The organism is Neisseria sp. P0021.S005, from assembly GCF_051956955.1.
The window spans coordinates 18,453-45,221 of sequence record NZ_JBQCWY010000003.1; the positions used below are offsets into that span (position 1 = coordinate 18,453).

Annotated in this window: 23 protein-coding genes and 1 pseudogene; 5 read left to right on the top strand and 19 right to left on the bottom strand. The window is 49.5% G+C overall.

Features of this window, described 5'->3' with window-relative positions; all coding sequences use genetic code 11:
• Nucleotides 1–46 precede the first annotated feature (46 nt).
• The 7 genes and pseudogenes from ACTHUE_RS00745 to ACTHUE_RS00775 form a co-directional block, all read right to left on the bottom strand.
• Nucleotides 47–1,270 (bottom strand): heme biosynthesis protein HemY, encoded by a 1,224-nt coding sequence (locus ACTHUE_RS00745; protein ID WP_070695663.1) that lies wholly within the window; start codon nucleotides 1,268–1,270, stop codon nucleotides 47–49.
• Nucleotides 1,267–2,538 carry a uroporphyrinogen-III C-methyltransferase gene (locus ACTHUE_RS00750; protein WP_224783372.1) on the bottom strand — a complete coding sequence of 424 codons (1,272 nt, stop codon included), beginning with the start codon at nucleotides 2,536–2,538 and terminating at the stop codon, nucleotides 1,267–1,269. Before ACTHUE_RS00750 ends, ACTHUE_RS00745 begins: the two co-directional genes overlap by 4 nt.
• A gap of 213 nt (nucleotides 2,539–2,751) precedes the next feature.
• Nucleotides 2,752–3,390, bottom strand: a pseudogene (locus ACTHUE_RS00755) (uroporphyrinogen-III synthase); the annotation flags it as partial.
• A 72-nt stretch (nucleotides 3,391–3,462) separates the two neighbouring features.
• Nucleotides 3,463–4,239, bottom strand: a complete 777-nt coding sequence (locus ACTHUE_RS00760; RefSeq protein ID WP_003746329.1) for a ferredoxin--NADP reductase — start codon at nucleotides 4,237–4,239, stop codon at nucleotides 3,463–3,465.
• Nucleotides 4,240–4,324: 85 nt separating this feature from the next.
• On the bottom strand, nucleotides 4,325–6,091 hold the full coding sequence (gene msbA / locus ACTHUE_RS00765) for a lipid A export permease/ATP-binding protein MsbA (RefSeq protein ID WP_004519977.1): 1,767 nt from the start codon (nucleotides 6,089–6,091) through the stop codon (nucleotides 4,325–4,327).
• Between the two features lie 228 nt (nucleotides 6,092–6,319).
• Nucleotides 6,320–7,729: a threonine synthase gene (gene thrC / locus ACTHUE_RS00770; RefSeq protein WP_004519976.1), complete on the bottom strand. Its 1,410-nt coding sequence runs from the start codon at nucleotides 7,727–7,729 to the stop codon at nucleotides 6,320–6,322.
• A gap of 86 nt (nucleotides 7,730–7,815) precedes the next feature.
• Entirely contained in the window at nucleotides 7,816–8,190 is a 375-nt protein-coding gene (locus ACTHUE_RS00775; protein WP_004519975.1) for a hypothetical protein, read from the bottom strand.
• A gap of 151 nt (nucleotides 8,191–8,341) precedes the next feature.
• Here ACTHUE_RS00775 and ACTHUE_RS00780 point away from each other — a divergent pair, with 151 nt between their 5' ends.
• The 4 genes from ACTHUE_RS00780 (at nucleotide 8,342) to ACTHUE_RS00795 (ending at nucleotide 13,123) form a co-directional block, all read left to right on the top strand.
• Nucleotides 8,342–9,649: a replication-associated recombination protein A gene (locus ACTHUE_RS00780; RefSeq protein ID WP_049336804.1), complete on the top strand. Its 1,308-nt coding sequence runs from the start codon at nucleotides 8,342–8,344 to the stop codon at nucleotides 9,647–9,649.
• Nucleotides 9,650–9,792: 143 nt separating this feature from the next.
• Complete coding sequence (locus ACTHUE_RS00785; protein ID WP_049336803.1) at nucleotides 9,793–11,094, top strand: hemolysin family protein; 1,302 nt, start codon at nucleotides 9,793–9,795, stop codon at nucleotides 11,092–11,094.
• A gap of 59 nt (nucleotides 11,095–11,153) precedes the next feature.
• Nucleotides 11,154–11,957: an RNA ligase family protein gene (locus ACTHUE_RS00790; protein WP_004519970.1), complete on the top strand. Its 804-nt coding sequence runs from the start codon at nucleotides 11,154–11,156 to the stop codon at nucleotides 11,955–11,957.
• A 32-nt stretch (nucleotides 11,958–11,989) separates the two neighbouring features.
• On the top strand, nucleotides 11,990–13,123 hold the full coding sequence (locus ACTHUE_RS00795; protein ID WP_004519969.1) for an AAA family ATPase: 1,134 nt from the start codon (nucleotides 11,990–11,992) through the stop codon (nucleotides 13,121–13,123).
• 98 nt (nucleotides 13,124–13,221) lie between these two features.
• Here the strand turns inward: ACTHUE_RS00795 and ACTHUE_RS00800 are convergent, their stop codons facing one another.
• From ACTHUE_RS00800 to ACTHUE_RS00855, 12 genes are all read right to left on the bottom strand, one after another.
• Complete coding sequence (locus tag ACTHUE_RS00800) at nucleotides 13,222–13,527, bottom strand: hypothetical protein (RefSeq protein ID WP_003746349.1); 306 nt, start codon at nucleotides 13,525–13,527, stop codon at nucleotides 13,222–13,224.
• A 26-nt stretch (nucleotides 13,528–13,553) separates the two neighbouring features.
• Nucleotides 13,554–14,444 (bottom strand): NAD(+) kinase, encoded by an 891-nt coding sequence (locus ACTHUE_RS00805; protein WP_036491160.1) that lies wholly within the window; start codon nucleotides 14,442–14,444, stop codon nucleotides 13,554–13,556.
• Nucleotides 14,445–14,471: 27 nt separating this feature from the next.
• Nucleotides 14,472–15,044: a ubiquinone biosynthesis accessory factor UbiJ gene (locus ACTHUE_RS00810; protein ID WP_004519967.1), complete on the bottom strand. Its 573-nt coding sequence runs from the start codon at nucleotides 15,042–15,044 to the stop codon at nucleotides 14,472–14,474.
• Between the two features lie 50 nt (nucleotides 15,045–15,094).
• Nucleotides 15,095–15,868, bottom strand: a complete 774-nt coding sequence (locus ACTHUE_RS00815; RefSeq protein WP_004519966.1) for a hypothetical protein — start codon at nucleotides 15,866–15,868, stop codon at nucleotides 15,095–15,097.
• A gap of 89 nt (nucleotides 15,869–15,957) precedes the next feature.
• The gene (locus ACTHUE_RS00820; RefSeq protein WP_004519965.1) at nucleotides 15,958–16,599 is read right to left on the bottom strand and encodes a TetR/AcrR family transcriptional regulator; all 642 of its coding nucleotides are present in this window, start codon (nucleotides 16,597–16,599) and stop codon (nucleotides 15,958–15,960) included.
• 18 nt (nucleotides 16,600–16,617) lie between these two features.
• Nucleotides 16,618–17,658, bottom strand: a complete 1,041-nt coding sequence (gene murB, locus ACTHUE_RS00825; RefSeq protein WP_004519964.1) for a UDP-N-acetylmuramate dehydrogenase — start codon at nucleotides 17,656–17,658, stop codon at nucleotides 16,618–16,620.
• A gap of 46 nt (nucleotides 17,659–17,704) precedes the next feature.
• Nucleotides 17,705–18,478 (bottom strand): LEM-3-like GIY-YIG domain-containing protein, encoded by a 774-nt coding sequence (locus ACTHUE_RS00830; RefSeq protein ID WP_004519963.1) that lies wholly within the window; start codon nucleotides 18,476–18,478, stop codon nucleotides 17,705–17,707.
• Nucleotides 18,479–18,541: 63 nt separating this feature from the next.
• Nucleotides 18,542–19,921, bottom strand: coding sequence for an MATE family efflux transporter (locus ACTHUE_RS00835; RefSeq protein WP_049336801.1), 1,380 nt, complete (start codon nucleotides 19,919–19,921; stop codon nucleotides 18,542–18,544).
• Nucleotides 19,922–20,024: 103 nt separating this feature from the next.
• Nucleotides 20,025–20,462: an acyl-CoA thioesterase gene (locus ACTHUE_RS00840; RefSeq protein WP_070625666.1), complete on the bottom strand. Its 438-nt coding sequence runs from the start codon at nucleotides 20,460–20,462 to the stop codon at nucleotides 20,025–20,027.
• 26 nt (nucleotides 20,463–20,488) lie between these two features.
• A complete protein-coding gene (locus ACTHUE_RS00845) occupies nucleotides 20,489–21,418 on the bottom strand; it encodes an LpxL/LpxP family acyltransferase (RefSeq protein WP_070695660.1) in 930 nt (309 codons plus the stop codon).
• 4 nt (nucleotides 21,419–21,422) lie between these two features.
• Complete coding sequence (locus ACTHUE_RS00850; RefSeq protein ID WP_049322164.1) at nucleotides 21,423–22,148, bottom strand: glycosyltransferase family 2 protein; 726 nt, start codon at nucleotides 22,146–22,148, stop codon at nucleotides 21,423–21,425.
• A gap of 146 nt (nucleotides 22,149–22,294) precedes the next feature.
• Nucleotides 22,295–24,061 (bottom strand): ABC transporter ATP-binding protein/permease, encoded by a 1,767-nt coding sequence (locus ACTHUE_RS00855; RefSeq protein WP_070695659.1) that lies wholly within the window; start codon nucleotides 24,059–24,061, stop codon nucleotides 22,295–22,297.
• A 233-nt stretch (nucleotides 24,062–24,294) separates the two neighbouring features.
• Between ACTHUE_RS00855 and ACTHUE_RS00860 the strand changes: the two genes are divergently transcribed.
• A complete protein-coding gene (locus tag ACTHUE_RS00860; RefSeq protein WP_070695658.1) occupies nucleotides 24,295–26,577 on the top strand; it encodes a TonB-dependent receptor in 2,283 nt (760 codons plus the stop codon).
• Nucleotides 26,578–26,769 lie beyond the last annotated feature (192 nt).

Consider the following 26,769-nt stretch of genomic DNA (forward strand, 5'->3'; position numbering starts at 1 on the left):
GTTTTGTTGTAGATTTCATATTGTCGCTTAATGCGAAATCAGCACATCAATTTGGTTGAGGAAGGGCTGCCGGATGTTCTTCTTCGGCCACGCTTTCCAAAACTAGATTGCGTTGTTCTTGCGCTTTTTGCGGTTGATCGGTTTCATCAAACACGCGAGCCAAGACCAAATGTGCGGATACGCTGGGTTGCAGGGCGATACTGGCTTCGAGGTAGCCCTGGGCTTTGCCCCAAAGTTTTCGGCCGTAGGCCAGTTGGCCAAGATACATCAACAGCAGTGCATTGTCGGGTTGTTCCTGTAACCAAGAGTCTGCTAAGTCGATGGCTTTTTGTTGCTCGCGCTCGCTTAGGAAACGCACGGATTCGACAAATGCCTCCAAAAGCTCGGGCTGGCGGGTTTGCAGATAATGGGTTTTAACCCATTTGACTGCATCGGCATACAAACCCAAACGCTCGTATTTTTCGGCAATCGCGACGCACAATTCGCCAGACTTCACACTTTCGGGAATCTGTTTCAAACAGGCTTTCAGACGGCCTGCATCGGTTACTTCGCTCAAGAGGCGGCGATATGCCCAGTTTTGATACTGTTCGGCTTCGTAATCGTTGATGGCGCCGGCTTTGACCAGTTTTTCCGCTTTTGCCAAGACATCTGAAGCATCGCCGTGATCAAAGGCATAACGTAATTGCAGACGCACCAAGCGGCTCAAGTTGCCGTTGATTTTTGCTGCGGCTTCAAGGTTTTGTGCGGCAGTCGGATAATCGCGGCGGCTCAGTGCAGATTCGGCCAGCAAAAGATGACGGGAAAGCTGTTGTTTTTGTGGCAGGTGTTCGATTTCGTGTAGGTAGCGGTCGCGCAATTCGAAGTTTTCCATTTGGTCGGCTGCGTGCGCGCCCAACATCAAAGCCAGGGTGCGGTTGTCGCCGGCTTCTTTGTTTTGCAAGACTTTGGCAGCTTCTTGTTCGGCTTTTTCAAAACGACCTTCAAAATATGCCAGACCTGCGCTGTTCAAAGAGGCAGAAGCCTGACGGCCTTTGCGGGCAATGCCGAAGCGTTGCATACGCGCCGGAAGGTTCAAGAGGCCGAACACGAATTTAACCAGGAAATACAAAACGAATACGCTCAATAGCAGGCCTAAAACAAAGGCATGCAGATTGATACGTAGCATGGTTTGCTCAACCACGACATACACGTTACCTGTATAAATGCCGGAAGCCAACGCTAAACCAACGGCGGCTGCAAACAGAATGACAATCCAAACGACGGTTTTCATGCTTGCTCTCCTTTAATTTTGGCAGCAGGCTTGGTTTGGTTTTGTGGTTTGGCAGCTTCAGCGGCCGGTTCTTTTTTGTTTTCAGACGGCAAAGCAGGTGCTTCCAGAGATTGAGGTGCAGAAGCGGCAGTGGGTGCAGCAGTTGTGGCTTGTTCGGTAGCTGCAGCCGGAGCGGAAGCGGTTTTCTCGGTAGCTTGGGTTTGTGCAGCTTCTTCGGTCGTCATTTGTGTACGCGAACCTTCTTGATAAGCGCGAACGGCGCTCAAGCTGGCTTTCAAGCTGTCGTCTGAGATCATGCGGACATCAAGGGCTTTGAGTTCGGCCAACTCTTTCAACCATGACTGGGTAGCAGGGGATTTGCTGTCGAAGTATTGTTTTACAGTTGCTTCAACGTTGTTCAAATCGCTTTGATACACTTCGCCGTTGTGTTGCAACAGGGCAATGCGCGCATCCAAAAGGCGCAGGCGCAGGTTTTCACGGATGAAGTAGGTTTGATCGGGTGAAATCAACATGGCGTCGTTGCTGTCCAGATGACGGACTTCAACCAAGCCTTTGAGGGCATTGAGGGATTTTTCCCATGTGTTTTCCCACCAAGTTCCTGAATTGGCGGCTTCGACAGGCGCGGCACCTGGTTTCAATACGCCGTCCAAAACCAAAGGCAGGCCTGAAATACCGGTTTCCAAACGGTCGATACGCAAGGCAGTGGCGGAAATATCGACATAAGGACGGTTTTTCAGCGCGGCCAAATCATTGCTGATGGCTTGCTTGATGGGGATAAGCTCAGGCTGTTCAAAACGGCTTAAGCGGCTGTCGATGTGTTCCAATACGCTGACCGCGCCTTGAAGGTTGCCTGACAGCATCAATTGTTGCGAAGCAGTGTTCAACATGGATTCGGCTTCGTCGACCAACCAGTTGATACGACCTTTGAGTAACTCTTGATAAGCTTTCTGCGTTTGCAGGATTTGATCGCTATTGTTTTTTTGACCGTTGTTCAGGCGGTCTAACTCGGCCTGAATAGCGGTTTGGCGGTTGAGGTTGTCTTTTAAAAGGCTGGCGTTTTCAGATTCGCCCAATGCGGCTTTGTCGATTTTTTGGTTGAATTCGAGCTCTTGGTTTTTTAAAACATTTTGACCCTGTACAAACAGGAATCCGCTCGCGCCCAAGCTAAGCAGTGCCAAGACGGTTGCACCTGCAGCCAAGGCTTTGCCGCCAGATTGTTTGATGATAACAGGGGCGTTGTTTTGTGGGAGATTGTTGGACTCGGTCATGCTCGCCTCCACTCGCTGAGGTTGGGTAGGTTTGATTTGTTCAGAAGGCCTGGTGTTTTCAGAACGTTCAGGCGCCGGAGCTGCCGTATTGGCAACTTGTTGGGTATCTTTATTGTCTTCGACTGGGTTCACTGCTTGGCTCCTTTGTGGCATGGATAAAAGTGCAGCGGATAAAGAAGTGACGGTTTCTACATGTTTGGCGCCGACGATGCGAAGCGCATCGGCAATACGCGGATGGTGGGTGAAGTATAGCAAGGATTCGAAGAATCGGGAAAATTGCGGCGGAATCTGATGGAAAAATTCGCGCGCGAGCTCGCCGGATGTGACGTAGGCGGCGGCGATGTCTTCGGTTTTAAAGTTCTGCCAATCGATGGCGTGTGGCCGTCTGAAATAGATTTCGGCGATGTCGATTTGGAAACCCAGTTCGGTCAGTTTATCTGCTAAAAAATCACGGCCTCCATGGCCTCGAATGATTAGAACTCGGGCGTTGGGTGGCAGGTTTTTCCAAATAGGCATTCTCAAGACGGCTTCGCTGTCGTTGCCGTCTTCGGGAGAGAATACGGGATAGGGGGAGAATTGCGCCAAAGTATGTTGGCTGGTTTGGCCGACGGTAATGTGTGCTTTAGGGCCGTCTGAAAAGTTCAGATGCGGCGCTGCGGTTTCAATAGCGGTGGGGCTGACCCAAAACACGACATCGGCTTGCTTAAATTGTTCGGGAAGTTTGTTTAGTGCCGAACGGTCTGCCTCTATTTCGATCGGACTCAATACTTGAGCCTGCCAACCAGCTGCATGGCAGGTTTGGATATCTTGCTGTGGACGGTTGGACGGACGGATGATGAGTAGAGTAGGCATAATGTGGGATAAATTATTAAGGTTTAGGCCGTCTGAAAGAAGGGTTTCAGACGGCCTGCTGCCGGGGATACGTTATTGATCGACGAATGCGCGCTCAATCAGGTAGTCGCCGCGGACACCGGTTTTCGGAGAAACGGTCAGGCCGAATTCGTCCAAGACGTTGCAGGTGTCTTTCAACATAGCAGGGCTGCCGCACAACATGGCGCGGTCGTCTTGCGGATTGATTTTAGGCAGGCCGATGTCTTCGAAGAGTTTGCCGCTGCGCATTAAATCGGTCAGACGGCCATGGTGTACATAGTCTTCGCGTGAAACAATCGGATAGTAAATCAATTTTTCTTTAACCAAGTCGCCCAGGTATTCGTGTTCGGGTAATTCTTTGGTAAAGCGGTCGTAGTATGCCAAGTCTTTTTTGTAGCGTACGCCGTGAACCAAGATGATTTTTTCGAATTGCTCGTAAATTTCAGGGTCTTTGGTAATGCTCAAGAAAGGTGCGATGCCGGTACCGGTGCTCAAGAGGTAGAGGTGTTTGCCCGGATTCAGGTCGCCGGCAACCAATGTACCGGTCGGTTTTTTACTGATGAGGACATCATCACCGACTTTAAGGTGTTGCAGGCGGCTGGTCAATGGGCCGTCTTGTACTTTAATGCTGAAAAATTCCAGATGCTCTTCCCAGTTGGCAGAAGCCACGCTGTATGCGCGCATCAGCGGTTTGCCGTCAACCATCAGGCCGACCATGACGAACTGGCCGTTTTCAAAGCGCAAAGATTCGTCACGGGTGCAGGTGAAAGTGAAGTAAGCGTCGGTCCAGTGGTGTACGGACAAGACTTTCTGGGTGTTGAATGCTGCCATTGATATTTCCTGTCGGATAAGGCCGTCTGAAAAGGATAGGTCGGGGCGGCCAAGGTTAATAAAAAGAATGGAATATGCTGTTCAGCTACTTACTTGCCGGTTTGGCTGATTTTTCGCTGAGGCTGTGCAGGTCGGAATAGCGTCCGCCTGCGTTGATCAATTCATGATGAGTGCCTTGTTCGACTACATTGCCTTCATGCATCACAACGATGTTGTCGGCTTTTTCGATGGTCGAAAGTCGGTGGGCAATCACTAATGTGGTACGGTTTTGCATCAGGTTTTCCAATGCGGTTTGTACCAAACGTTCGGATTCATTATCCAATGCACTGGTGGCTTCGTCCAAAATCAAAATCGGTGCATTTTTCAAAAGCGCACGCGCAATGGCGAGGCGTTGACGTTGGCCGCCAGACAGTTTTAAACCGTTTTCGCCAACTTCAGTGTGCAGGCTTTGCGGCATTTTTTGGATAAATTCCCAAGCATTGGCGGCTTTTGCAGCATTGATAATTTCTTCTTCGCTGAAGTTACCGGCTTGAGCATAGGCAATGTTTTCAGCAATCGTACCATTAAACAGGACAACGTTCTGGCCGACGAAAGCCATGCGGCTGCGTAGGCTTTCGAGTGTATATTCATTGATGTTGATGCCGCTAATCAAAACCTTACCTTCATCCGGATTAAGGAAGCGCGGCAACATATTGGCCAAGGTGGTTTTGCCGCAGCCTGATGCGCCGACCAATGCGGTCACTTTGCCTTGCGGTACAAGCAGGTTGATGTGGTTCAAGCTGTTGCGTTCGGCTTCAGGATAGCGGTGTACAACGTCGCAAAATTCGATATCGCCAGGGTTTGGGCTGAGGATTTGTTTGCCTTCGTTGCTCTCTTCGGGTTGATCCAAAAAGGTGAAGACACTTTCAGCCGCCGCCAAACCGCGTTGAAGGGATTGCATCACGCCGGTCATGCGTTTGATGGGATCAAACATCATGATCATACTGGACAAAAACGACATAAAATCGCCTGCGCTGAAGCCGGAAAGCCCTGCTTGGCGTGCGGCTGCGTAAATAATCGCAGCCAGAGCAACCGAGGCCATTAATTGCGTAATGCCGGTACCGGCAGAGCTGGCGGAAACCTGTTTGAGCAGGTTGCGGCGAACATCATTGGCAATACGGTCGAAGCGGCGGTTTTCATAATCTTGACCGCCGTAGATTTTTACAACGCGTTCACCATTAATGCTTTCGCCCAAGACCTGCATCAGCTGGCCAAGATAAATTTGGTTGTTGGCAGACAGTTTGCGCAGGCGTTTGCTGACTGTTTGGATACATACAGCAACAACCGGCAAGATGATAAAAGTAATCAGGGTCAAACGCCAGTTCAGATAAGTCAGCAAGCCCAATAGGCCGACTACGCTCACGCCGTCTTTAGCAATCACGGTAATGACGTTAAACCCTGCATCGGTAATTTGATTGACGTCGTTCAAGATACGAGACATCAAACGGCCGCCGGTATTGCTGCTGAAATACGAAGTCGGCAGGTGCATCATTTTGTTGAACATTTCACCGCGCAAGCGCTGCACCAAGTGGCTGGACAGATACGTCGTGCAATATTCGTTGATGAAGTTAAACAGGCCGCGAACGAAAAACAGCGCCACAATTGCCAGCGGCAACCATGACATGCTTTTCATGTTTTTATCGACAAAACCTTCATTGATCAAAGGTTTGAGCAAGTAACCGAAAGCCGGCATCGTACCGGCGACAATCAGCATGGCCACTACGGAGACGATAAACATCTTCCAATAGCTTTTCAAATATCCAAGCAAGCGCTTGTATAGCTCCCAGTTGGATGTGGCTTGTGTTGTCTGCATATCAATCCAAATTTAGAGCAAACATGCAATTCTAAACGAAAATATCTGTCATTACAATGTTTGCAATTGAAAGTCAAAAGGAGTTGGTATTGTTTTAACACCTTGATTTTATATTAGGAACGACTGCGGCGTGGTGGGTTTGGCAATAATGTTACCCACTTCTCAAATATCGGTTGCGGCCGTCTGAAACTTTTTCAGACGGCCTGTGCAGTCGTCAAGGACGGCCGGTTAAGCCAGGGCTTCCTTAATGATGTCTTTCACTGCTGTTGCATTATTAGGGACAACACGGACACGTTGCGGCAGGTTTTCCAAGCCTTCCAATGCGGCCGGACGAGGGATGGAAACTTCGCCGACAGCCTCATGGATGGTGGCTTCAAATTTGGCGGCCAGTGCGGTTTCGAGGCAGACGATGGTTTCGCCGGCTTCGCGGACTTCACGCGCTACTTTGACACCATCAGCTGTATGCGGATCAATCAATTCACGGTCTTGCTCGTAAACCTGTTTGATGGTGGCAAGGCGGTTGGCATGGGTCGATTTGCCGGAAACAAAGCCATATTGTTGATGTACTTTGTTTAAGACAAATTCCAAATTGAAACCTTTGCCGGAACCTACTTCCGCCCATAAGGTTTTGATTTCGTCTGCATCGCGGTCCATCAGGTCAAACACAAAACGCTCGAAGTTGGAGGCTTTGGAAATATCCATAGACGGGCTGGAAGTAACGTGGGTGTGTTCGCTGTTGCGCGGGCGGTATGCACCGGTTTTGAAAAATTCGTCCAATACGTCGTTTTCGTTAGTGGCGACAATCAAGCGGTGGATGGGTAGGCCCATTTGACGGGCGATATGACCGGCGCAGACATTACCGAAGTTGCCGCTTGGTACGCAGAAGCTGACTTTTTCGTCATTGCTCGAAGTGGCGTTGAAATAACCGGCAAAGTAGTACACGACTTGGGCGACAATGCGGCCCCAGTTGATGGAGTTGACTGTGCCGATGTGGTATTTGGCTTTGAATTCGGCATCGTTTTGTACGGCTTTGACGATGTCTTGGCAGTCGTCAAACATACCTTCAACGGCGATATTGTGGATGTTGGCATCTTGCAAGCTGAACATTTGCGCGCGTTGGAATGCGCTCATTTTGCCTTCCGGAGACAGCATGAAGACATTGATGCCTTTTTTACCGCGCAGGGCATATTCGGCGGCAGAGCCGGTGTCGCCACTGGTGGCGCCTAAGATATTGAGTTCTTTGCCTTCTTTGTTCAATACATATTCAAACGCATTGCCCAAGAATTGCATGGCCATGTCTTTGAATGCCAAAGTCGGGCCGTTGGAGAGGGCTTGGATTTTGATGCCGTCTGAAAGTGTGCGCACCGGAGTGATGGCTTTGGTACCGAATACTTCTTCGGTGTAGGTACGGTTGATGATGTCGCGTAAATCATCAGCAGGGATGTCGGTAGCAAACAGGCTCATAACTTCAAACGCCAGCTCAGGATAGCTGAGTGTGCGCCATTGGTCTAAAGTAGCACGGTCGATTTGAGGGTATTGCTCAGGCAGCATCAAACCGCCGTCAGGAGCCAAACCCATCAATAAAACTTCGCTGAATTGCTTGCGTGCGGTCGCACCGCGGGTGCTGATGTATTTCATAGTTTCTTCTCTATGTATTTAAAATTCAAATAGAAAGTCAAAACGAATTCAGACGGCCTCGATATTAAAAAAGGCCGTCTGAACGATTATTTGTAGAGTCGTTTGAAGCAGGCGGTAACCGTTTTCGCAGTAACGGACGCAATGGCCTGATCGCGGGTTGCCGGGCTCAAGACTTGCATCATTTCGGTTGCAGTCAATTGGTTTGGTGCTTCTTCGCTGGCGCAGCCGCAGATTTTATTTTCCCATTCGGCTTGTTTTTCCGCACTCATGGCCAAAGCAATGACACGCCATTCGTTACGTTTGTTCAATTCGGTACGGCATTGGCTGTCTACCGCCATTTTCACTACGCTGCTGCCGATACCTGTACCGCTGCCCAAGCCGCCGAAAGATTCGCCGCCGGTAGCGCATGCACCCAATAAGAAAGCTGATGTAACAGCTGCCAAAAGAGTTTTTGAAGTCATGATGTTTCCTGTTAGCAAGGCCGTCTGAAACGCCCGAAGAGTTCTCAAAATAGCATGTATTATACCGTAATGCGGCCCGATATGTGAGTTTGCGAAACTGCCGTATAATGCTAGCGAGTTTTCTTTTTAATCAATCAGCACGAAAGCCGCTATGTCCGACCTTTTCGCCCGCCAACCCGAAGCCCCTTTAGCCGAACGCTTGCGCCCGCATTCTTTAGATGATGTCATCGGGCAGCAGCACTTAATCGGCGAAGGTAAACCTTTGCGCGTGGCGGTGGAAGGCGGGAAGCCGCATTCTATGTTGCTATGGGGGCCGCCGGGTGTAGGCAAAACCACGCTGGCACGGATTTTGGCGCAGAGTTTCAATGCCCAGTTTCTGCCGGTTTCCGCCGTATTTTCCGGCGTGAAAGACATACGCGAGGCAATCGAGAAAGCTGAAATTGCCTTGCAGCAAGGGCGCGCGACAATTTTGTTTGTTGACGAGGTACACCGCTTCAACAAAGCGCAGCAGGACGCATTTTTGCCTTATGTCGAAAGCGGCTTATTAACCTTTATCGGCGCCACCACGGAAAATCCGTCATTTGAAGTCAATCCGGCTTTACTTAGCAGGGCGCAGGTGTATGTCTTGCAATCCTTGTCTTCAGACGACCTGAAGAAGCTGATTACCAAAGTATTGGCTTTGCCTGAATACCAAGATTTCACGATTGAAGCAGATGCGCAAGAATTGCTTGTGAATACCGCCGATGGCGATGCGCGCAGATTGTTGAACTTGATCGAGCAGCTTTTACGCGCTGCTAATACACGTCGTCTGAAAACCCTGACCGCCGAATTTCTTGCCGACAGTTTGGGTGCGCAAATCCGTCGTTTTGATAAGGGTGGCGAGAGTTTCTACAATCAGATTTCCGCGCTGCACAAATCCGTGCGCGGTTCGCATCCTAACGCGGCCTTGTATTGGTTCTGCCGTATGCTCGACGGCGGTACCGACCCGCGCTATCTTGCCCGCCGCATTGTCCGCATGGCATGGGAAGACATCGGCTTGGCCGATCCGCGTGCCTTAACGATTGCCAATGATGCCGCCGCTACTTATGAGCGCTTAGGCTCGCCCGAAGGGGAGCTCGCACTGGCGCAAGCCGTGTTGTATCTCGCCGCCGCCGCGAAATCCAACGCGGGCTACAAGGCATACAACCAAATGCGCCGTTTCGTCAAAGAAAATGCCAGCGACGAAGTGCCTGTCCATCTGCGCAATGCGCCGACCAAACTGATGAAAGAATTGGGTTATGGACGCGAATACCGCTATGCCCATGACGAACCTAATGCCTACGCCGCTGGCGAAAGCTATATGCCCGACGGCTTGGATGAACCCGATTTCTATCAACCTGTCCCTCGTGGATTGGAAATCAAAATTGGCGAAAAGCTGAAATGGTTGAAATCCTTGGATGAAGATGCACTGGATGATTAAAACAATAAATGTACATAATACAAATCTAAGATCAAATTGAATTTTTCAGACGGCCTTTGCTGTTTGAATATTTTTAACCTATACCATACACACACACTTTTTCATGAATATTTTTAACCTATACCATACACACACACTTTTTCATGAATATTTTTGAAGCCTTACTATTATTGTGCCTGCTGATTGTCATTAGCGCGTTTGTATCCTGTTCCGAACTTGCGCTGGCTTCGGCACGCAAAATCAAATTGCAGGTCATGGCGAAAGACGGCGGCGATACGCGTGCGCTTGACGTAATCAATATGCAGCAGCAGCCGGGCAGTTTTATTACCGTTGTCCAAATCGGTTTGAACGCCGTCGCCATTCTTGCCGGTATTGTCGGCGAGGCAGCAATACGTCCGTATTTTGGCAAACTATTGGAGAACGCAGGTAGTTGGGGCAGCACAGTTGCCTCTTTGCTGACATTCTCGCTGGTTACAGGCAGCTTTATTTTAATTGCCGACCTGATGCCCAAGCGTATGGCAATGACCCATCCCGAAGCGGTGGCGGTACGCATTGTGCGTCCGATGATGTTTTTGATTTTTATCTTAAAGCCGTTTATTTTGATTTTTGACGGATTGGCAAACGCAATATTCAAGCTCTTCAAAATTTCCACCGTCCGTCAGGAACAACTGACTTCGGAAGACATTTACGCCGTCGTCGATGCCGGTGCGCAGGCTGGTGTGTTGAAAGAACAAGAACACTATCTGATTGAAAACATTTTCGATATGCAAGAGCGCAAGGTAACTTCCACCATGAGCACGCGCGAATACATTGTCTATTTTGATAAAAACGACAACAGCGATACCGTGTTGGAAATGATGTCGGACAAACCGCACAACAAATTCCTTGTGTGCGACGGCGATTTGGAACGCGTTATCGGCTATATCGAATCGCATACGTTGCTGACCTTATTTTTAAGAGAAAAAGATGTCCGGCTGACCGACAAGCGCGTGTTGCGTAAAGCCTTGTTTATCCCCGATACGCTGTCGCTTTACGATGTCTTGGAAACCTTCAAGACTTCTGGCGAAGACTTTGCCGTCGTAGTGAACGAATACGCGCTGGTGGTTGGCGTGGTAACGCTGAAAGATGTGATGAGCATTGTGATGGGCGAGCTGGTCAATACCGAAGAAGAGCCGCAAATCATCCGCCGTACCGAAGACACATGGTTGGTGGACGGCGCGACCCCGCTCGCCGATGTCATGCGTGCGTTGGATATCGAAGAGTTTCCCGATTCGGAAAACTACGAAACCATCGCCGGCTTTATGATGTATTCCCTGCGCAAAATCCCGAAACGTACAGATTTTCTGGTTTATGCCGGTTATAAGTTTGAAATTATCGATACTGAAAATTTGAAAATCGACCAGCTTTTGGTTTCCAAACAAGGAAATATGGTGGGAAAAATGTAACGGGTTGCTGGGAACACTTGAAAAGAAAATTAAAAAATGAATAAAAAGGAAAAAATATTATGACGACAACTGAACCTCAAAAATACGCCCGCAGCCTGCACGCGCCCATCAGCCTCGGCACGACTTCAGACGACCGCTTTATGCCGCGCGGCTTTCTTTCATATTTTGCCTCGCTGCCGAAATTGGTTTTAACCGAAAAATTAGATGGGCAAAACAACTGCTTTGCCGCGCACGGCCTCTATGCCCGTAGTCATGCTGCACCTACCCAGCATCCGTGGGATAAACCTTTGCTGCAACGATGGCAGCAAATCAAAGATGATTTGGGCGATCTCGAACTTTTTGGCGAGAATATGTACGGCATTCATTCGATTGCCTATTCTCAACTGGAAAGCTATTTTTATCTATTCGCCGTCCGCCGTGGCGGACATTGGCTTTCATGGGAAGAGGTTAAATTTTATGCGCAGCTGTTTGATTTTCCGACTGTGCCAGAAATCCCAATTGTCCAGCCGCTTGCAGATTCCACTCAAAAATACGCCAATGAAGATATTGCTTTAGCGCAATGGCTTGCCGCTAATTTGGGAGAGCCGTGGACAGACAGCGTACAAACTGCCGGTAAGCTTGGCGGCTACGATCCGAAAACAGGAGCGGCATGCAGTGAAGGTTTCGTTATCCGGAACGCCGCTGATTTTGCCACCAACAACGGCAACCTGCCTGTTCAATTCAATGAATTTGATAATCTTTTCAAATTGGTGCGAGCCAAACACGTTAAAACCGACGTTCATTGGACGAAAACTTGGAAGCCTGCCCGTCTTATCGATTACGACAAATATCATTGGCAAAGCTGGCAGTTTCAGACGGCCTGAAGTCCAATTATCCAATAATAAGAAAGACAATTATGTGGACATTCCCAGATTACATACCCGGTCAACTTCCTGATTGGCAAGCCTTAGAACGTCGTTTCAGCTGGTTTGCCGATATGAAGGATGTTCTGCAAGACCCTGAGTGGCATGCTGAAGGCGATGTATTTACGCATACCAAAATGGTGTGCGAAGCCCTTTTACAACTGCCCGAGTTTCAAGCGCTTGATGAACAGGAGCAACATATTCTGTTTGCTGCCGCCATACTGCATGATGTGGAAAAACGCAGTACGACCAAGCGTGAAATAGAAAACGGTAAAGAGCGTATCGTTTCGCCGCATCACGCAAAAAAAGGCGAGCATACTGCCCGTACTTTACTGTATACCGAATTTGCCGCTCCATTTGCCGTAAGAGAAGCAATCGCCAAACTTGTGCGCTTGCACGGATTGCCTTTATGGGCAATTAACAAGCCTAATCCTGATCGAGCTGTCATAGCGGCCAGTTTGCAGGTTAACACTGCACATCTTGCCATGCTGGCTAAAGCCGATGTCCTGGGTCGTATATGTTGCGACCAACAGGATATTTTGCTGCGCGTTGATTTGTTTCGTGAACTCTGTGAAGAAAATGCTTGTTGGGGTAAGGCACGTACGTTCGCCAGCGATTACGGACGCTATCTCTATCTTAACGGCCGTAGCGAAATGCCGGATTATCAGCCATTTGATGATCAGACCTTTGAGGTGTACGCCATGTGCGCCATAGCAGGTAGCGGCAAAGACAGCTACATCAGGCAACATCTTGCCCATTTACCTATGCTGTCGCTCGATGAGATTCGCCGTGAGCGTAAACTCAATCCCGCAGATTCCAAACATACCGCCGAAGCAGTGCGTTTGGGTAAAGAGCAGGCAAAAGAATACCTGCGAGCCCGTACGTCATTTGTCTTCAATGCGACCAATCTCAACCGCGACTTGCGCAGTAAATGGCTGCCGATGTTTGCCGATTACGGCGCACGTGTGCATCTCATTTATTTGGAAGTGCCTTACACGCAATTACTATCGCAAAACCGTAACCGCGAACATTCTGTTCCGAATGATGTGTTGCACCGCATGATAGAAAAGCTGGAAATCCCTGATTACAGTGAAGCGCATACGGTAGATTTTGTGGTCTCTTCTTAAAAAGTAAAGGGTTTTTGTAAGTAGGCCGTCTGAAACAATCTAATGTTTCAGACGGCCTTTTTATGAAATTAAAATTACTAGAGCTAAGGGGAAGGTCTTTATTCGCAATTTAAGCCTTTTGTTTTTTCAGCGAATGTATCCATGGCAATTTGGCACATGCGTTCACGTTGGCCTACGTCGGCAGCAGGCAGGATTTGGCGCAGGTATTTTGTGTTGTCACGTTGGAACGATGCTTTATCGCCTGCTTTTTGGTAACACGCATCCGCACGGGTAAAGTATTGCTGGCAGATTTTCGGCAATTCTTCAAAGGACAAGGGTTTGCTTTTGTGCATGCCGTGTGCGGAGACGGAGAGGGAGGAAAGGGCGCACAGCGCGATGATTAAGGTTTGGGAAATGGTTTTCATGGTAAGCCTATTTATTGAAGTGGTGTTTAAATCAATTGTTCGCCCCAATGCAGCTTTTGGCGCAGGGTTTTGAAGTATTGGTAATCGGTGGGATGGAGGACGCGCAAGGGATTGTGATAGCGGCGAATGATGATGCGGTCGAAGTTTTGCACGTCGATATGGGATTGTCCGTCAAAATGTGCGCGTGCGTCGCCGCTTTTGGTAATGAGGATTTCGATTACGCTGGTGTCGGAGATGGCAATCGGGCGGTTGGTCATGGATTGCGGACAGATAGGCACAAGCGTGAAGGCGTGCAGACCGGCTTGCATGATGGGGCCGCCGGCGGCAAGTGCATAAGCGGTCGAACCTGTCGGCGTGGAAATAATCAGGCCGTCCGAACGTTGGGTATAGACAAATTCTTGATTGATAAATACTTCAAATTCAATCATTTGGCCTGCACCGCCACGAGACAGTACGGTGTCGTTGAGGGCTAGGGCGCGTTCGATGGTTTCGCCGTCACGAATGATACTGGCTTCAATGAGGATGCGCTCTTCGGGCAGATATTTGCCTTCCAGTACGGGGCGGATACCCTCAACCATGGTGTCGCGTGAGATTTGGGTGAGAAAGCCTAAGTGGCCTTGATTGATGCCGATGATAGGAACGGCGCGCGGAGCAACTTCGCGGGCAGCGGAGAGGAAGGTACCGTCGCCGCCGAGCACAATGACGAGGTCGCAATATTTGCCCAGTTGGGCTTTGTTTACGGTTTCGCAGTAGGCGGAATCTTGGATATAGACGCAGTGTTCTTCTACGCTCAATTCATCCAGATAGATGGTGAAGCCGTTTTCGCGCAGAAAAGAAACCAATGTGTGGACGGTATCTTGAATTTCGGGCGTATTGGGACGTGTAACGATACCGATGTTTTTAAATGGGCTTTTCATGATAGTAGGCCGTCTGAAATTAAGTGTCTAATCTATCCAGATATCGCGCTCGAGGCGATCGAGGCGTTCGTTTAGGCGGGCAACGTCGTCACGCAGTTTGTCCACTTCTTCCAACCATGCGGCAAGCGTGGCTTGGTCGATAACAGGGGATTCGGGTTCGCGTGAAAAGTCGCTGATTTGCTCGGCAATGCTTTTGCCGATTTTTTTCATGGTGCGGCCGATGTCGCCGGCGCGCGAGCTGATACTTTCTGCGGCCACATGACCGAATACACGCGCCAAATCTTCGCTCGGATAATAGCGCAGTCCACCCAAAATAGGAAGGACGGACATGCCCAAGACCAAGTCGCCTTCGAGGCTGATGTCGCCCACGCCGGGCTGGCCGCCTTGGAGGATTTTTTGGATGGCGCTGTTGTGGAATGTGATGTTGGTGTCGGCGGTTTCATTTGCGGTTTCAAGAAAACCTTGTTCGCTGATGCGTCCGGTCAGTCTGAAACCGGTCAGGCTGATGCAGATGATGCTGCCTGCAAATTCAGACAGCTCGCGCTGTTGCTCTGGATTTTGCTGTATCAGGTGGTTGATAAGGGGAAATAGGGCGGACATGGTTTACTCTAAATGCCGTCTGAAACGGATTAATGGGTTGAGTCGCAATTTTACAGGCTTAGCCCGTCTGCGCAAACGGTATTTACAATTTTGCCGTTGCTTTTGTCATCAACGATGAAATCAGGAGCCGGTAGCCCGAGTTTGGCCGCTTCGGCAGTATAAAATTCGGCCCGGCTTGGGTGGCGGGGTTCGACAATATTGCGGATACGCTTGCCGTCAGCTTGGCAGGCCGTTTGAAAAAGGACTTGGACGGCAAGATCCTTATGAAGAATATTGACGGGTTGATTGCCGCCTTGAATGCGTGTTTTCTGAACCAGCTTGGTAACGGGATGACGGTCGGCAGAGTAAAGCCCGCCCAGTCGCAGTATATCGATATGGGGGACGGCGCTTTCAAGCAGGGCTTGCTCGACTACGAGGATTTGACGGGCAGATTCGGTTTGCGGATCGGGCGGCGTGCTTTCATCGCATATGCGTGCTTGGTCGCCATACACGCTGGTGCTGCTGGTAAAGATGATGTGTTGTACCTTAGATTGCTCGGCAAGTTGAATCCATTTTTTTAAGGTATCGGCGTAATGGTTTAATGATGAAGGCGGAAGCAGGCAAAACCATGTCGGCTTGTTGATATGGTTTTGCCATAAGGTCGAACTGTGAAAAATATCGTTTTGGTTTAAATCGATAATGTCGAGTTCAATTGGCAGATTGATGTCGTCGGAGGTCAGGTTGCGTTTGACGGCGGCTACCTGACTGCCTTGCTCATAAAATTTTTGTGCCAGCGGCAGGCCGAGATAGCCTAAGCCGAGAATGGAAATATCGGGAAGGTGCATAAATAAAGCATCCGAAAATTAACAGGCCGTCTGAAAATAGCTTTAACTTGGTTAAAGCCACGTTTTCAGACGGCCTTTGTATGGAAAAATTAATGGTTGCTGCCGATTTTTTGGTCGAATTCGGCACGGTGTTCCGGCAGGAGGTAGGGGCGTAACAGGCTGAGTGTGCGGCTGATGCCCCGTACTTTGGAATCCTCGGTCAACTTGGCTCGACCGCGCAGGGAGCTGTCGAAGTCGAACCAGTATTTCGTCACCATCCACATATTGACGGCAAGGTCGTTCATGGCGGTTTGGTCTGCGCTGATGATGTTCAGACCGTTGAGCTGGGTCAGCAGGTTGACCAACAGCGGGGACACTTTGGCTTGGGTAAAGGTATTGTGCTCGCCCAATAATTCGGCACTGCGGGCAAGCAGGGTATTCACATCGCTGAAAAGGAAACGGTATTCCCACATCACATCATAAATACCGGCCATGTAGTTGATGGAGTCTTCCACATTAGACGGCAATACGGCTTCGTTAAGGTAGACAAGCAGGGCTTCGCTGTAACGCTTGAACAATTGGACAATAATTTCGTCTTTGTTGCGGAAATGGTAGTAGAGGTTGCCCGGGCTGATGCCTAAGTGGGCGGCAATATGGTTGGTGCTAATATTGCGCTCGCCTTCTTCGTTGAACAAGGCGAGGCTGGCATTGATGATTCGTGTGTAAGTGTTGACTTTAGCAATGCGCGGCATGGAATACACTCCTTTGTTTTATAGGCTGTATGAAGTCGGCAGCCAGTTGGGTTCTGCGTGTAATTCTACCTGAAATTGAGTAAATACTGTATTACAAACATATTGTGCCAGCTGGTGGACATCTTGAGCGGACGCATTGTTTTTATTCACCAAAACCAAAGCCTGTCTGTCATGCACAGCCGCCCCGCCGATCTGATGGCCTTTCAGACGGCATTGGTCAATCAGCCAGCCGGCCGCGAGTTTGACCGAACCGTCAGGCTGCGGATAGCGTGGCATATTGGGGTATTGTTGCAACAAATCGGCAGCTTTTTCAGCGCTGACAACAGGGTTTTTAAAGAAACTTCCGACATTACCAAGCACGTTAGGATTAGGCAGTTTACTGTTGCGGATTGCACACACTGCATCGGAAACATCTTTAGCCGTTGCCTCGCGGTCTTGGCTTAGTTCGGCAACCGCTGCCGCCAAATCGCCATAGCCCAAGTTCGGCACAAAATGCTCTTTTAACGCGAATACAACCGAAACAATCACATAACGGCCTTTGCCTTCCTGTTTGAATAGGCTTTCACGATAGGCAAAGTCACAGTCGGCATTGGAAAGCTCGACAAAGGTTTCCGTATCCAAATCAAAGCAGCGTACGCTATGGATAACATCTTTCGCTTCAACACCATATGCACCGATATTTTGTACCGGAGACGCGCCGACCGTGCCCGGAATCAGACTGAGGTTTTCCAGCCCGCTTAAACCCAGCCCAACCGTGTGCAAAACAAAATCATGCCAAATTTCCCCAGCCTGAGCCTCGATATAAACCAGGCCGTCTGAACGCTCAATTTCGCGTATTCCCTTGTTTTCCATATGCACAACCAGACCGGCATAGTCCTCCATCAAAAGGATATTGCTGCCGCCGCCGAGCCATAAAACAGTATTTCGGTTGAACTCGGGCAGCCGGACGATGTCGCGCAACTCGTCGGCGTGTTTGAGTGCGATAAAGGCTTGGGCTTGGGCGCGAAGGCCGAAAGTGTTGTAGGGGGTGAGGTCGGTTTGGTATTGGATGGGTTGCATGATGATTTGTGATTTTGTGGATTCAGGTCGTCTGAAAACTTACTATTTAACAATTACGATAGGTAATGGGGTTTTGGGGCGCTTTATAGTTTTCTTGGGAAGAATAGGTCAGCTTGTCCACGATTTCTTGATAAATATTGGACTCTTTTGGTAACGGCTTGCCTTCAAACATCCAACGACCTTGAATAATATCGTCGGCAGAAATCCATCTTTCAATTTCATATACTGCCAATGTCCAGCCGCGATAGACTGCAACTGCATATTTTGCTTTTTCACGCCTACTTCCGATTTTCCAATATTTCCGTGTGCGCTCATAAATTTCCTTATGCCTATCGGCTTCAGGAATATTCCCTGATCTGATGTCTTTTTTCAGTTTCTCGTATTCGTTATTAATCGTAATTAAAACAATAGGTTTATCAGTTTTCAATTCTTGCGCATCATATTTTCGTTTTAATTCGGACAAGCTCATCAATCCTACTTCAGAAGAATGCGTGCCGCCTTGAATATTAGTCAGCGGCTGCTGGCTCGGCTTGACTAGGGAGAGTAGGTCTATTGCCATTGCTTCATATTCAAAAGCCTGTTTGTCTGTTTGGATGTTGTGCCGCAGAATGTAATACACGGGCTGGTTTCCGCTTTTATGTATTTCCCTAATCAAAGCAATTTTATCACTTGGCGTTTCTGTTTCTTGTAATGAACCTAGGGCATGATGGAAAACGCGATTGCCCACGCCTTTACCTACATAGAAAATATTGCCATCTCTAGGGTCAATCAAGCAATAAATATAGTAAGCAAGTTTTTCTATAATGGAAGTTGAAAACATTTTTTTCCTTAAGAGTGAATAAGCCGTAAATGAAATATCAATGGAGGTCGTCTGAAAGAAATTTCAGACGGCCTTATGTGATTTGACCATCTCTTTACTGCAAAGCTCCAAGCACCATACCAATGCAATGGCGGCAATCGTCAGCGAAACGGTCAGCGCGGTCCAGAAGCCGTAAATGCCCATATCGGCATGATAGGCAAGCAGGTAGCCGGGCAACAGGCCGCAGCCCCAGAAAGCCACGGCATGGATGAACATCGGCATTTTGGTCACTTTATAGCCGCGCAGCGCATATGAAGCGATACATTGGGTGGCATCTGCCAGTTGGAATAGGGAAGCGAAAAATAAAACGGTTGCGGCAATGCCTAATACTGCCGCATCGTTGGTGTACATACCTGCCAACTGAAAGCGAAAGACAACCAAGAGCAGCGCGGTGCAGGTGGCAAGTAGCCAGCCCAACACCAGCGAAACGCCTGAAATATAACGCGCCCGCAAAAAATCGCGCCGCCCGAGCGAAAAGCCAACGCGTACCGTGCTTGCCGAGCCGACACTTTGCGGAACCATATACAAAATACCCGACAGGCTGATGACGACTTGTTGCGCGGCGACATAATCTTCGCCGAATGGCGCCACCAAAAAGACGATAAACGAAAACGCGCTGGCTTCTAGAAAATAAGACAAGCCGATGGGTGCGCCGATTTTCCAAATCTGTTTAAAGGCCGCCAAATCGGGTTTGCCGATTTTTGCCGTCAAGCCAAACGGACGGAAGAATTTTTCTTTGGTGATATAAAGCCACAAAGCCAATGCGCTGAACCAAAATACCGCTGCCGTTGCCACGCCGCAACCTGCGCCGCCCAAAGCAGGCATACCGAATTTGCCGTAAACGAACACATAGTTCAGCGGTACATTCAACGCAAATGCCGCGAAGCTGACCAACATAATTACGCGCGGACGGTTCAAGCTTGAGGCATAGGCGTGCAGAGCGCGGTGTATCATGGCGGCCGGCATAGCCAAGCTGGTAAAGAACATATATTGCGCCATCGTGTCTTCGACATAATTGTTCAATGTCAGCCAATGACGGAAAGGCGTAATCATCGCCCACATCAACAACATGCCGAATACGCCCAAACACAAGCCAAACCAAATGCCTTGCATTCCTGTTTTGCCGACTTCTTCGGTTTTACCTGCGCCGTACAACTGGGCAATCATCGGGTTCAACGCCGCCATCACGCCCATAAAGGTAATGTAAATCGTGGAAAATGCGCTGCTGCCCAAAGCCACCGCGGCCAAATCTTCCTTACCTGCGCCACCAGCCATTACCGTATCGACAAAACCAATACCCACTTGCGCCACTTGCGCCAACAGCATAGGCAGGGCGAGGGCAGTAAGCAGGCGGGTTTCTTTTAAGAAAACAGGAAAGGCAAAGCGGTTGAGGTTCAGTAGCATAATGTGTGCGATTTGAGGATAAAGGCCGTCTGAAAACAGAAACGTAAAATTATAAAGGGTAAAGTTGATAAGCAGGCAATATGTTGTTTAATCGCTAAATTTTTCAGACGGCCTTAAAAGTCGGATGTCTTTTTACTGCTTCCAACCAGCTGTCCGGCGTTTGAAACTGCATCAGGCCGTCTGAAAGCGATACTGCGGCTTGGGTAGTCGAAGCGCGGGTCAGTTTTTCGTTGGTTTCAGCATCGTAAATGGTGTAATCGATACGCAGGCAGCTTTCGATTTCAACGATATCCATATCAACGCGGATTTTTTGGCCGAAACGGGCAGGACGGATGTATTTGAGGTTCATCTGCACAATCGGCCAGCTGTACCCCTGTCGCCCCATTTCATTGTAGTCATAACCGATGGAAGACAAAAAAGCGCAACGTGCGGTTTCAAGGTATTTGACATAGTTGCCGTGCCACACGATGTGCATGGCATCTACGTCAAAAAAAGGAACTTCGGTTTTAAAGCTGTGTTGGCAGTAGATGTGTTTTTTCATGGTTTAAAAGAGTAAGTGTGATGGTTTCAGACGGCGTCTTCGCCCCAAAAATCATAAAAATTGAACCATTGTAGCGGATTTTGCGCACATTCTTGCGCCAGAATGTCGGCAAAACCCTGCATCGCGTCTTTGACGGCAGCCTCGCGGTTGCCGCGTTTCCAGCTGGAAGTATCGGTAAAGCGGCGCAGTTTCAAATGATAGCGGCCGTTTTGTTTGACGCAAAACAGCGTGTTTACCTGCGTTTTTAAAAGCGAAGCCAACAGCCATGCGCCTTGCGGCATAGGGGCAGTGTGGCCTAAGAAATTAATGTCGGCGGTTTTCTCGCCGCGTACAGGCACGCGATCGGCCGCGATGGCAATCCATTCGCCGTTTTCGATACGGTGGTTTAATTCCATCATCAGGGTGGTGTCCAAATCTGTCACCTGAATCAGACGGATATGATCTGCGCCGGCTTTTTGCAATGCCTCGTTAAATGCCTGCGCGTGTTTGCTGTGCACCAATACGTTGAGTCTGAAATTTTTATGGTGCGACACCAGCGCACGGCAAACTTCGGTATTGCCCAAGTGTGAGCAGGCAAAAATCTGGCCGCGTTCGTTGCGCTTGACTTGCGAATAGATGTCGTCCGGATCTTCAATTACCAAATCTTCATAACGGATTTTGCGTTGCCACACGGCAAAACGGTCGCAAACTGCTTCGCCAAATGCAACGAATTGTTTGAATACGCTGTGTTTCGGCAGGACGGTATGGGGAAAGGCCGTCTGAAGACGGGTTTGATAGCGTAAGACATGACGGCGCGGTTTGGGCGCGGTTGCATAAAAATACAGCACCACAAACCAAATGCACGGCCTCATTAAAAAGGCCGGCAGATGGCGCACCATCAATGTAGTCAGGGCGAGAAACAGGCGGCTGCCGCGTTCGGGTTGGGCCGCCCAATGGGTTTGTTTATGGTCGGTCATGGTTTCAGACGGCCTTTCCAAAAACTTTGCCCAATCGGTGTTTCAACATACCGAAAAACAGCCGTGTGTGCATTTTGCTGATGCGGACATTGTCGGCAAAGGCATCGAAGTGGGACACGCCGTCGGCGGCGTATTGGACGGGTGTTTTAACCCAAACCGGTTTGACGTCGCGCCAGTACAGGCGGATAAGGATTTCCGTGTCGAAGTCCATACGGTCGCCTACGGTTTCTTCGCGGACGACGGATAGCGCGGGTGCAAGCGGATAGAGGCGGAAGCCGCACATGCCGTCTTTGATGTCGCATGACCAAGTGTGCAGCATATTCCAAAAGTCGGTAATTTTGCGTCCGTAAAGCCGTGCTTTGGGCGCGTCGTCGCCGTATTGCGGCCAACCGCAGACAACGGCTTCGGGATTTTGTTCCGCAGCAGCAAGGAGTTTGGGTGTATCGTTTAAGCAGTGTTGGCCGTCTGCATCAACCTGCAAGACGTGGGTATAACCATGCTCTTCGGCGTATTCCAAACCGGTTTTGACCGCTGCGCCTTTGCCGCCGTTAATGGGGCGGTAAAGGACATCGATGCCGTCTGAAACCAAAGCCTGCAATACAGGTTTGCATTCTTCGCGTGAACCGTCGTCCACAATTAAAACGTTTAAACCGAAGCTGCGCATGGTTTCGGCAACGTGGCTGATGGTGGTCGGGTGGTTGTAATGTGGAATGAGGGCCAGGGTTTTCATCAATATTCTTTAGGCGACGTTAACACAATGCAGAGTATAACAAATAAACATGCCATAGCGTTTGAAAAGGCCGTCTGAAACGGCACTGACAAAATCGTTTGATTTCGTTTTTCACTGTTTCAGACGGCCTTTTATATGCCATTAATTCAGCATTGTACATGACTGACATCGAGGCATAAATCATGGAACTCGTTGAGCGTGCTGCGGTGTCCGATGCTGATGATGATGCTGTCGGGCAGTTTTTGTTTTAAAGCACGGTAGAGCATGGCTTCGGTCGGTTCGTCCAAAGCGGCGGTGGCTTCGTCGAGCAGGATGATTTTGGGCTTGGAGAGCAGGGCGCGGACGAAGGCGACGCGTTGCAGTTCGCCGGGGGAGAGTTTGTGTTGCCAGTCGTCGGTTTTGTCCAATTTATCAATGAGATAACCTAGGCGGCAGGTATTCATGGCTTCGGCTAACTCAGGATGCTGTTTGTCGATGTCGGGGTAACAAATCGCGTCGCGCAGGCTGCCTTGCGCCGTGTACGGGCGTTGCGGCAGGAAGAGGATGTCTTGATGCGGTGGATGGCTGACTTTACCACTGCTGCCGAAAGGCCAAAGCCCAGCCAGCGCGCGCAGCAATGAAGTTTTACCGCAACCGCTCGGGCCGCGTATCAACAGGGAATTGCCGCTTTTGAGGTTGATGTTGATGCCGTCTAATAAAACTTCGCCGTTGTGGCGGTATAGGGCGACGTTTTCCAAGATCAGGCCATCTGAAACTTCAGTAAGCTCGGGTTGTTGTGCAGTGTGTTGTTCTTCCGTGCTCAGCAAAAAGCCGTATAGACGTTCCAATCGGGCGCGGTAGGCGGTGAATTTGTTGTAGAACATCCGGAAGAAAGACAGCGCGTTTTGCAGTCGTGCGAAGGCTTGGACGGTTTGCTGGATGTCGCCGATTTTGATTTGTCCGGCAAACAGGCGCGGGGCTTGCAAAATAATGGGGAAGAGCTTGATACCGTTGGTGAACATATCGTTAAAGCCGCTTAAGCAGACGCTTTGCCGCGCGATGCGCCAACGGTTGCGGATGATGGCTTTGAAGCGGTCGGCAAGCTGGTCGTGTTCGTGTTTTTCGCCGTTGTAAAACGCGACGCTTTCGGCATGGTCGCGCACGCGGACAAGGGAATAACGGTAGTCGCCGTTGAGTTTTTCGTTTTCATAATTAAAACGAATCAAAGGGTTGCCTATCCACATGGCGATAAAGGTCGCCAAAATTACAAACATATAGACAAACCAAACGATGCCGTGCGGAATATCGAAGCCGAACACGGTCAGGATGCCCGCCAAACCCCACAAAACAACGGCAAATTCCAGCGAGGTAACGACCGAATTGACCATGCCGCGCACAAATTCGATGGTCGAAGCGATGAATTCCTGCGCGTCCTGTTGGATACGCTGGTCGATATTGTCCGGCGCATGGCGGCGCATTTGCAGGCGGTAGTAGTTTTTGTCGGCAAGCCAGCGCGAAGTCAAAACTTCATTGAGCCGCTCCGACCATTTAATCGCCAAGCCTTGATCGAGAAAGTCGTTGACGACGTTGTTAAACGCCCGTATCAGCACCACGCCCGCATTCATCGCTGCAAACATCCAAAACGCGGAGGCGTTCAAATCCTGCATCGAGTCGTAAAGCCCTTTGGACATAAATGTACTCAACACATTCAGCCGCACTTCGGTTAACAGCAACGTAATCATCGCCGTAATCAGCAGCAATACTTTAACTGCACTTTTCGGCGTCAGGCAAAGGCGCAGGATATAGCTAAACTCGCGCCCGAAGCGTGTGTTGCGTGCAAAAAACAGAATCACCGCCGAAGCTGCGGCGACCATCAACAAGGTCTGCACCAACCAAGACGGTGAGGAATAAAGCTCGGTTTGCCATTTTTGCATGGGTGTATTCTCTAAAAGGGTCGTAAAGGCCGTCTGAAAAGGACGGCAAATTTATTAAATTATGATCACTATGAAAATAGTTTTTCAAACTGTTGTATTTTTGTATTTACAAACAGTTCTTATTTGTTTTTGTGGAAAGTAGGAATCTTATCAAATATAATCACAAAGCTAAATTACTTTGTAATTTTTTACCCGATATAAGAATTATTAATATTTCAACTCAGAAGGAATTTATGAAAAGCAAATTAGCCTTAATGCCGCTTGTGGTTGCAAGCGCATTCGCCTACGCCGCCGATGAAGCCACTCCTGCTCCCGAAGCCCATGCAGAAGTGCAGGAAGTCAAAGTCCACGCCAACGCCAAACGCGTGAAGGCCGCACGCTCGTATTCTATTGCCAGTGACGGCGATATGCGCGACCGTGTGAATTTGGGTGTATTGGGTAAAGCCAATGCCTTTACCGCACCGATTACCGTGGTCAATTACGACGAAAAAGCCCTCAATAATACCGAAGCGCGTACTTTGGTAGATGCCGTAGCGAAAAAAGACGCTTCCGTTTGGCAGTTTGGCGGCGAAAGTAATACCTTGACCGGCCTGTATTTCCGCGGTTATCAGCTTGACTCGCGCCAATTCAGCGTCAACGGCTTGGCCGGTATGTATGGCACACAAGGTACGGCCAGCGTGCAAGCCGGCTCCGCACAACTGATTAAAGGCGCGTCCACCGCCGTAAACGGCATGGACCCTGAAGGCGCGGTATCCGGTTCCGTCAATATCGAAACCAAAAAAGCCGCCGACGAAGGCAACCGCAAAATCGGTTTGGGCTGGTTCAGCAACAACCGCGCCCAAGGTACGTTCGACTTGGGCCAACGCTTCGGCGAAAACAAAGAATTCGGCGTACGCGCCAACGGCAAACTGCGCCACGGCGACACCCCGCGCCACGGTTACAGCGAAGACAACAAAGAATTTGCTTTAAATGCCGACTACCGCGGCGAAAAAGTGCGCGTGGCGTTCGACTCCATCTACGCGAAACGCAAAACCAACGGCGGCCGCGCGCGTATGCAGGACATTCAAAACCTGCAAGGCCGTCTGTTTGATGCACCTGACGGTAAAACCAACCTGCTGCCTTCTTGGAACTGGCAAAACACCGTCGGCCAAACCAATATGCTGACGTTTGAATGGGATGCGTTCGACAATGCACAGATTACAGGCGGTATCGGCTACAACAAAGCGCGTTATTACGGTACGCTGATTTCCCCTACTGTATGTTTGAATGCCACCAGTACTTGTACCGATGCGCAAAACACAAACGCCAGCGGCAAAGTAACGGCCCGCAACTATGACTACAACACCGGTACGGCCCGTCTGACCGACCAATACTTCCGCACTTTAAGCATGAACCTGTCTGCGCGAGGCGAATTTGAAACCGGTCCGGTTACGCATAACTGGAGTACGGCTTTTGACCGTGTTATCCGTCAACGCGCCACTACGCGCGGTTTGTCAGCAGGCAGCAGCAGCGCGAAAATTTCTGCAAGCGGCGATATTGCTGAGCAACTTGATTCTTTCCAACCGGACTATGCAACCGATTGGGAAAGCTCTGCCAATCTTGATGCCAATATCAAAGTCAACAGCTTAGCCTTGTCTGATACACTGGGCTTTGCCGACAACAAATACCGTCTGACTTTGGGCGGTCGTTTCCAAGCGGTTGAATATACCGATAAAAAAGCAGGCCAAAGCGGCGATGCCAAACGCTTCAGTCCTATGTTTATGGCCGCGTGGGTGCCGCAACCTGATTTGGTCGTTTACGGCAACTACATGGAAGACTTGGAGCCTGCGGATATCAAAACCGACGATGACGGTAATACCACCATGTCTAAACCGCGTGTCAGCCGTCAGTTTGAAGTGGGTGTGCGTAAAAACTGGGGCAATTTCGTGACCACGTTAAACGCGTTCCAAATCAAACGTCCGGGCTACTGGCGCGGTTCTACCACCGGCAAAACAGACTTTGCCGCGTATAAAGCTTTGGGCGGCGCGGCAGGCGACAAACAAGGCATGGAACGCAGCCGCGGTATTGAGTTCAATACCTACGCGAACTTGCTCAACAATACTTTGCGTCCGACTTTGGGCCTGATGTATCTGCAATCGACCGTGAAAGACTACCCAAATTCACGTGATATGCTGGTTAACGGCGTACAAGTTGCCAATCCGCGCGTAATTGCCAAAGCAGGTTTGGAATGGGATACCCCGTTTACCAAAGGCTTGACCTTGAGCAGCAATGTTTCGTATTTTGGTAAGTCTTACCAAGACACGCAAAAACAATACGCCTTCCCGTCCTATACCTTGGTTGACGTAGGCGCGCGCTACAAAACCAAACTGGGCAAAAATACTTTGACCGTCAGCAGCTCGGTAGAAAACCTGTTTAACAAAAACTACTGGCAAGTACAGCGCGGCCAATACGACCGCAGCTTCGCCGTCGTCGGTATGCCGCGTACTTACTGGCTGAAAGCGGAATTGGATTTCTAATCTGATTTCGGTTTGACCGTAATAGCAGGCCGTCTGAAAAGGAATGATAAAAAGCAAAAATTTGTTTTTTATCCCTTTTCAGACGGCCTGATTTGATTGCCTTATGTTTTTTGCTTGAAAAATCTTACATGTTTTTTATGGATTTCACGCGAAACAAGGTTAATATTCCATTTTCACAATACATCATTCGAG

Excerpts from the sequence above, each read along its gene's own strand:
- ACTHUE_RS00805 (WP_036491160.1), bottom strand. The coding sequence starts at position 14,444 with ATGAAAAGCCCATTTAAAAACATCGGTATCGTTACACGTCCCAATACG.
- thrC (WP_004519976.1), bottom strand. The coding sequence starts at position 7,729 with ATGAAATACATCAGCACCCGCGGTGCGACCGCACGCAAGCAATTCAGC.
- ACTHUE_RS00820 (WP_004519965.1), bottom strand. The coding sequence starts at position 16,599 with ATGCCGCGCATTGCTAAAGTCAACACTTACACACGAATCATCAATGCC.
- ACTHUE_RS00840 (WP_070625666.1), bottom strand. The coding sequence starts at position 20,462 with ATGAAAAAACACATCTACTGCCAACACAGCTTTAAAACCGAAGTTCCT.
- msbA (WP_004519977.1), bottom strand. The coding sequence starts at position 6,091 with ATGCAGACAACACAAGCCACATCCAACTGGGAGCTATACAAGCGCTTG.
- ACTHUE_RS00855 (WP_070695659.1), bottom strand. The coding sequence starts at position 24,061 with ATGCAAAAATGGCAAACCGAGCTTTATTCCTCACCGTCTTGGTTGGTG.
- ACTHUE_RS00835 (WP_049336801.1), bottom strand. The coding sequence starts at position 19,921 with ATGCTACTGAACCTCAACCGCTTTGCCTTTCCTGTTTTCTTAAAAGAA.
- ACTHUE_RS00760 (WP_003746329.1), bottom strand. The coding sequence starts at position 4,239 with ATGGCAGCATTCAACACCCAGAAAGTCTTGTCCGTACACCACTGGACC.
- ACTHUE_RS00780 (WP_049336804.1), top strand. The coding sequence starts at position 8,342 with ATGTCCGACCTTTTCGCCCGCCAACCCGAAGCCCCTTTAGCCGAACGC.
- ACTHUE_RS00850 (WP_049322164.1), bottom strand. The coding sequence starts at position 22,148 with ATGAAAACCCTGGCCCTCATTCCACATTACAACCACCCGACCACCATC.
- ACTHUE_RS00745 (WP_070695663.1), bottom strand. The coding sequence starts at position 1,270 with ATGAAAACCGTCGTTTGGATTGTCATTCTGTTTGCAGCCGCCGTTGGT.
- murB (WP_004519964.1), bottom strand. The coding sequence starts at position 17,658 with ATGCAACCCATCCAATACCAAACCGACCTCACCCCCTACAACACTTTC.
- ACTHUE_RS00775 (WP_004519975.1), bottom strand. The coding sequence starts at position 8,190 with ATGACTTCAAAAACTCTTTTGGCAGCTGTTACATCAGCTTTCTTATTG.
- ACTHUE_RS00785 (WP_049336803.1), top strand. The coding sequence starts at position 9,793 with ATGAATATTTTTGAAGCCTTACTATTATTGTGCCTGCTGATTGTCATT.
- ACTHUE_RS00810 (WP_004519967.1), bottom strand. The coding sequence starts at position 15,044 with ATGTCCGCCCTATTTCCCCTTATCAACCACCTGATACAGCAAAATCCA.
- ACTHUE_RS00830 (WP_004519963.1), bottom strand. The coding sequence starts at position 18,478 with ATGTTTTCAACTTCCATTATAGAAAAACTTGCTTACTATATTTATTGC.
- ACTHUE_RS00815 (WP_004519966.1), bottom strand. The coding sequence starts at position 15,868 with ATGCACCTTCCCGATATTTCCATTCTCGGCTTAGGCTATCTCGGCCTG.
- ACTHUE_RS00795 (WP_004519969.1), top strand. The coding sequence starts at position 11,990 with ATGTGGACATTCCCAGATTACATACCCGGTCAACTTCCTGATTGGCAA.
- ACTHUE_RS00790 (WP_004519970.1), top strand. The coding sequence starts at position 11,154 with ATGACGACAACTGAACCTCAAAAATACGCCCGCAGCCTGCACGCGCCC.
- ACTHUE_RS00860 (WP_070695658.1), top strand. The coding sequence starts at position 24,295 with ATGAAAAGCAAATTAGCCTTAATGCCGCTTGTGGTTGCAAGCGCATTC.
- ACTHUE_RS00800 (WP_003746349.1), bottom strand. The coding sequence starts at position 13,527 with ATGAAAACCATTTCCCAAACCTTAATCATCGCGCTGTGCGCCCTTTCC.
- ACTHUE_RS00750 (WP_224783372.1), bottom strand. The coding sequence starts at position 2,538 with ATGACCGAGTCCAACAATCTCCCACAAAACAACGCCCCTGTTATCATC.
- ACTHUE_RS00845 (WP_070695660.1), bottom strand. The coding sequence starts at position 21,418 with ATGACCGACCATAAACAAACCCATTGGGCGGCCCAACCCGAACGCGGC.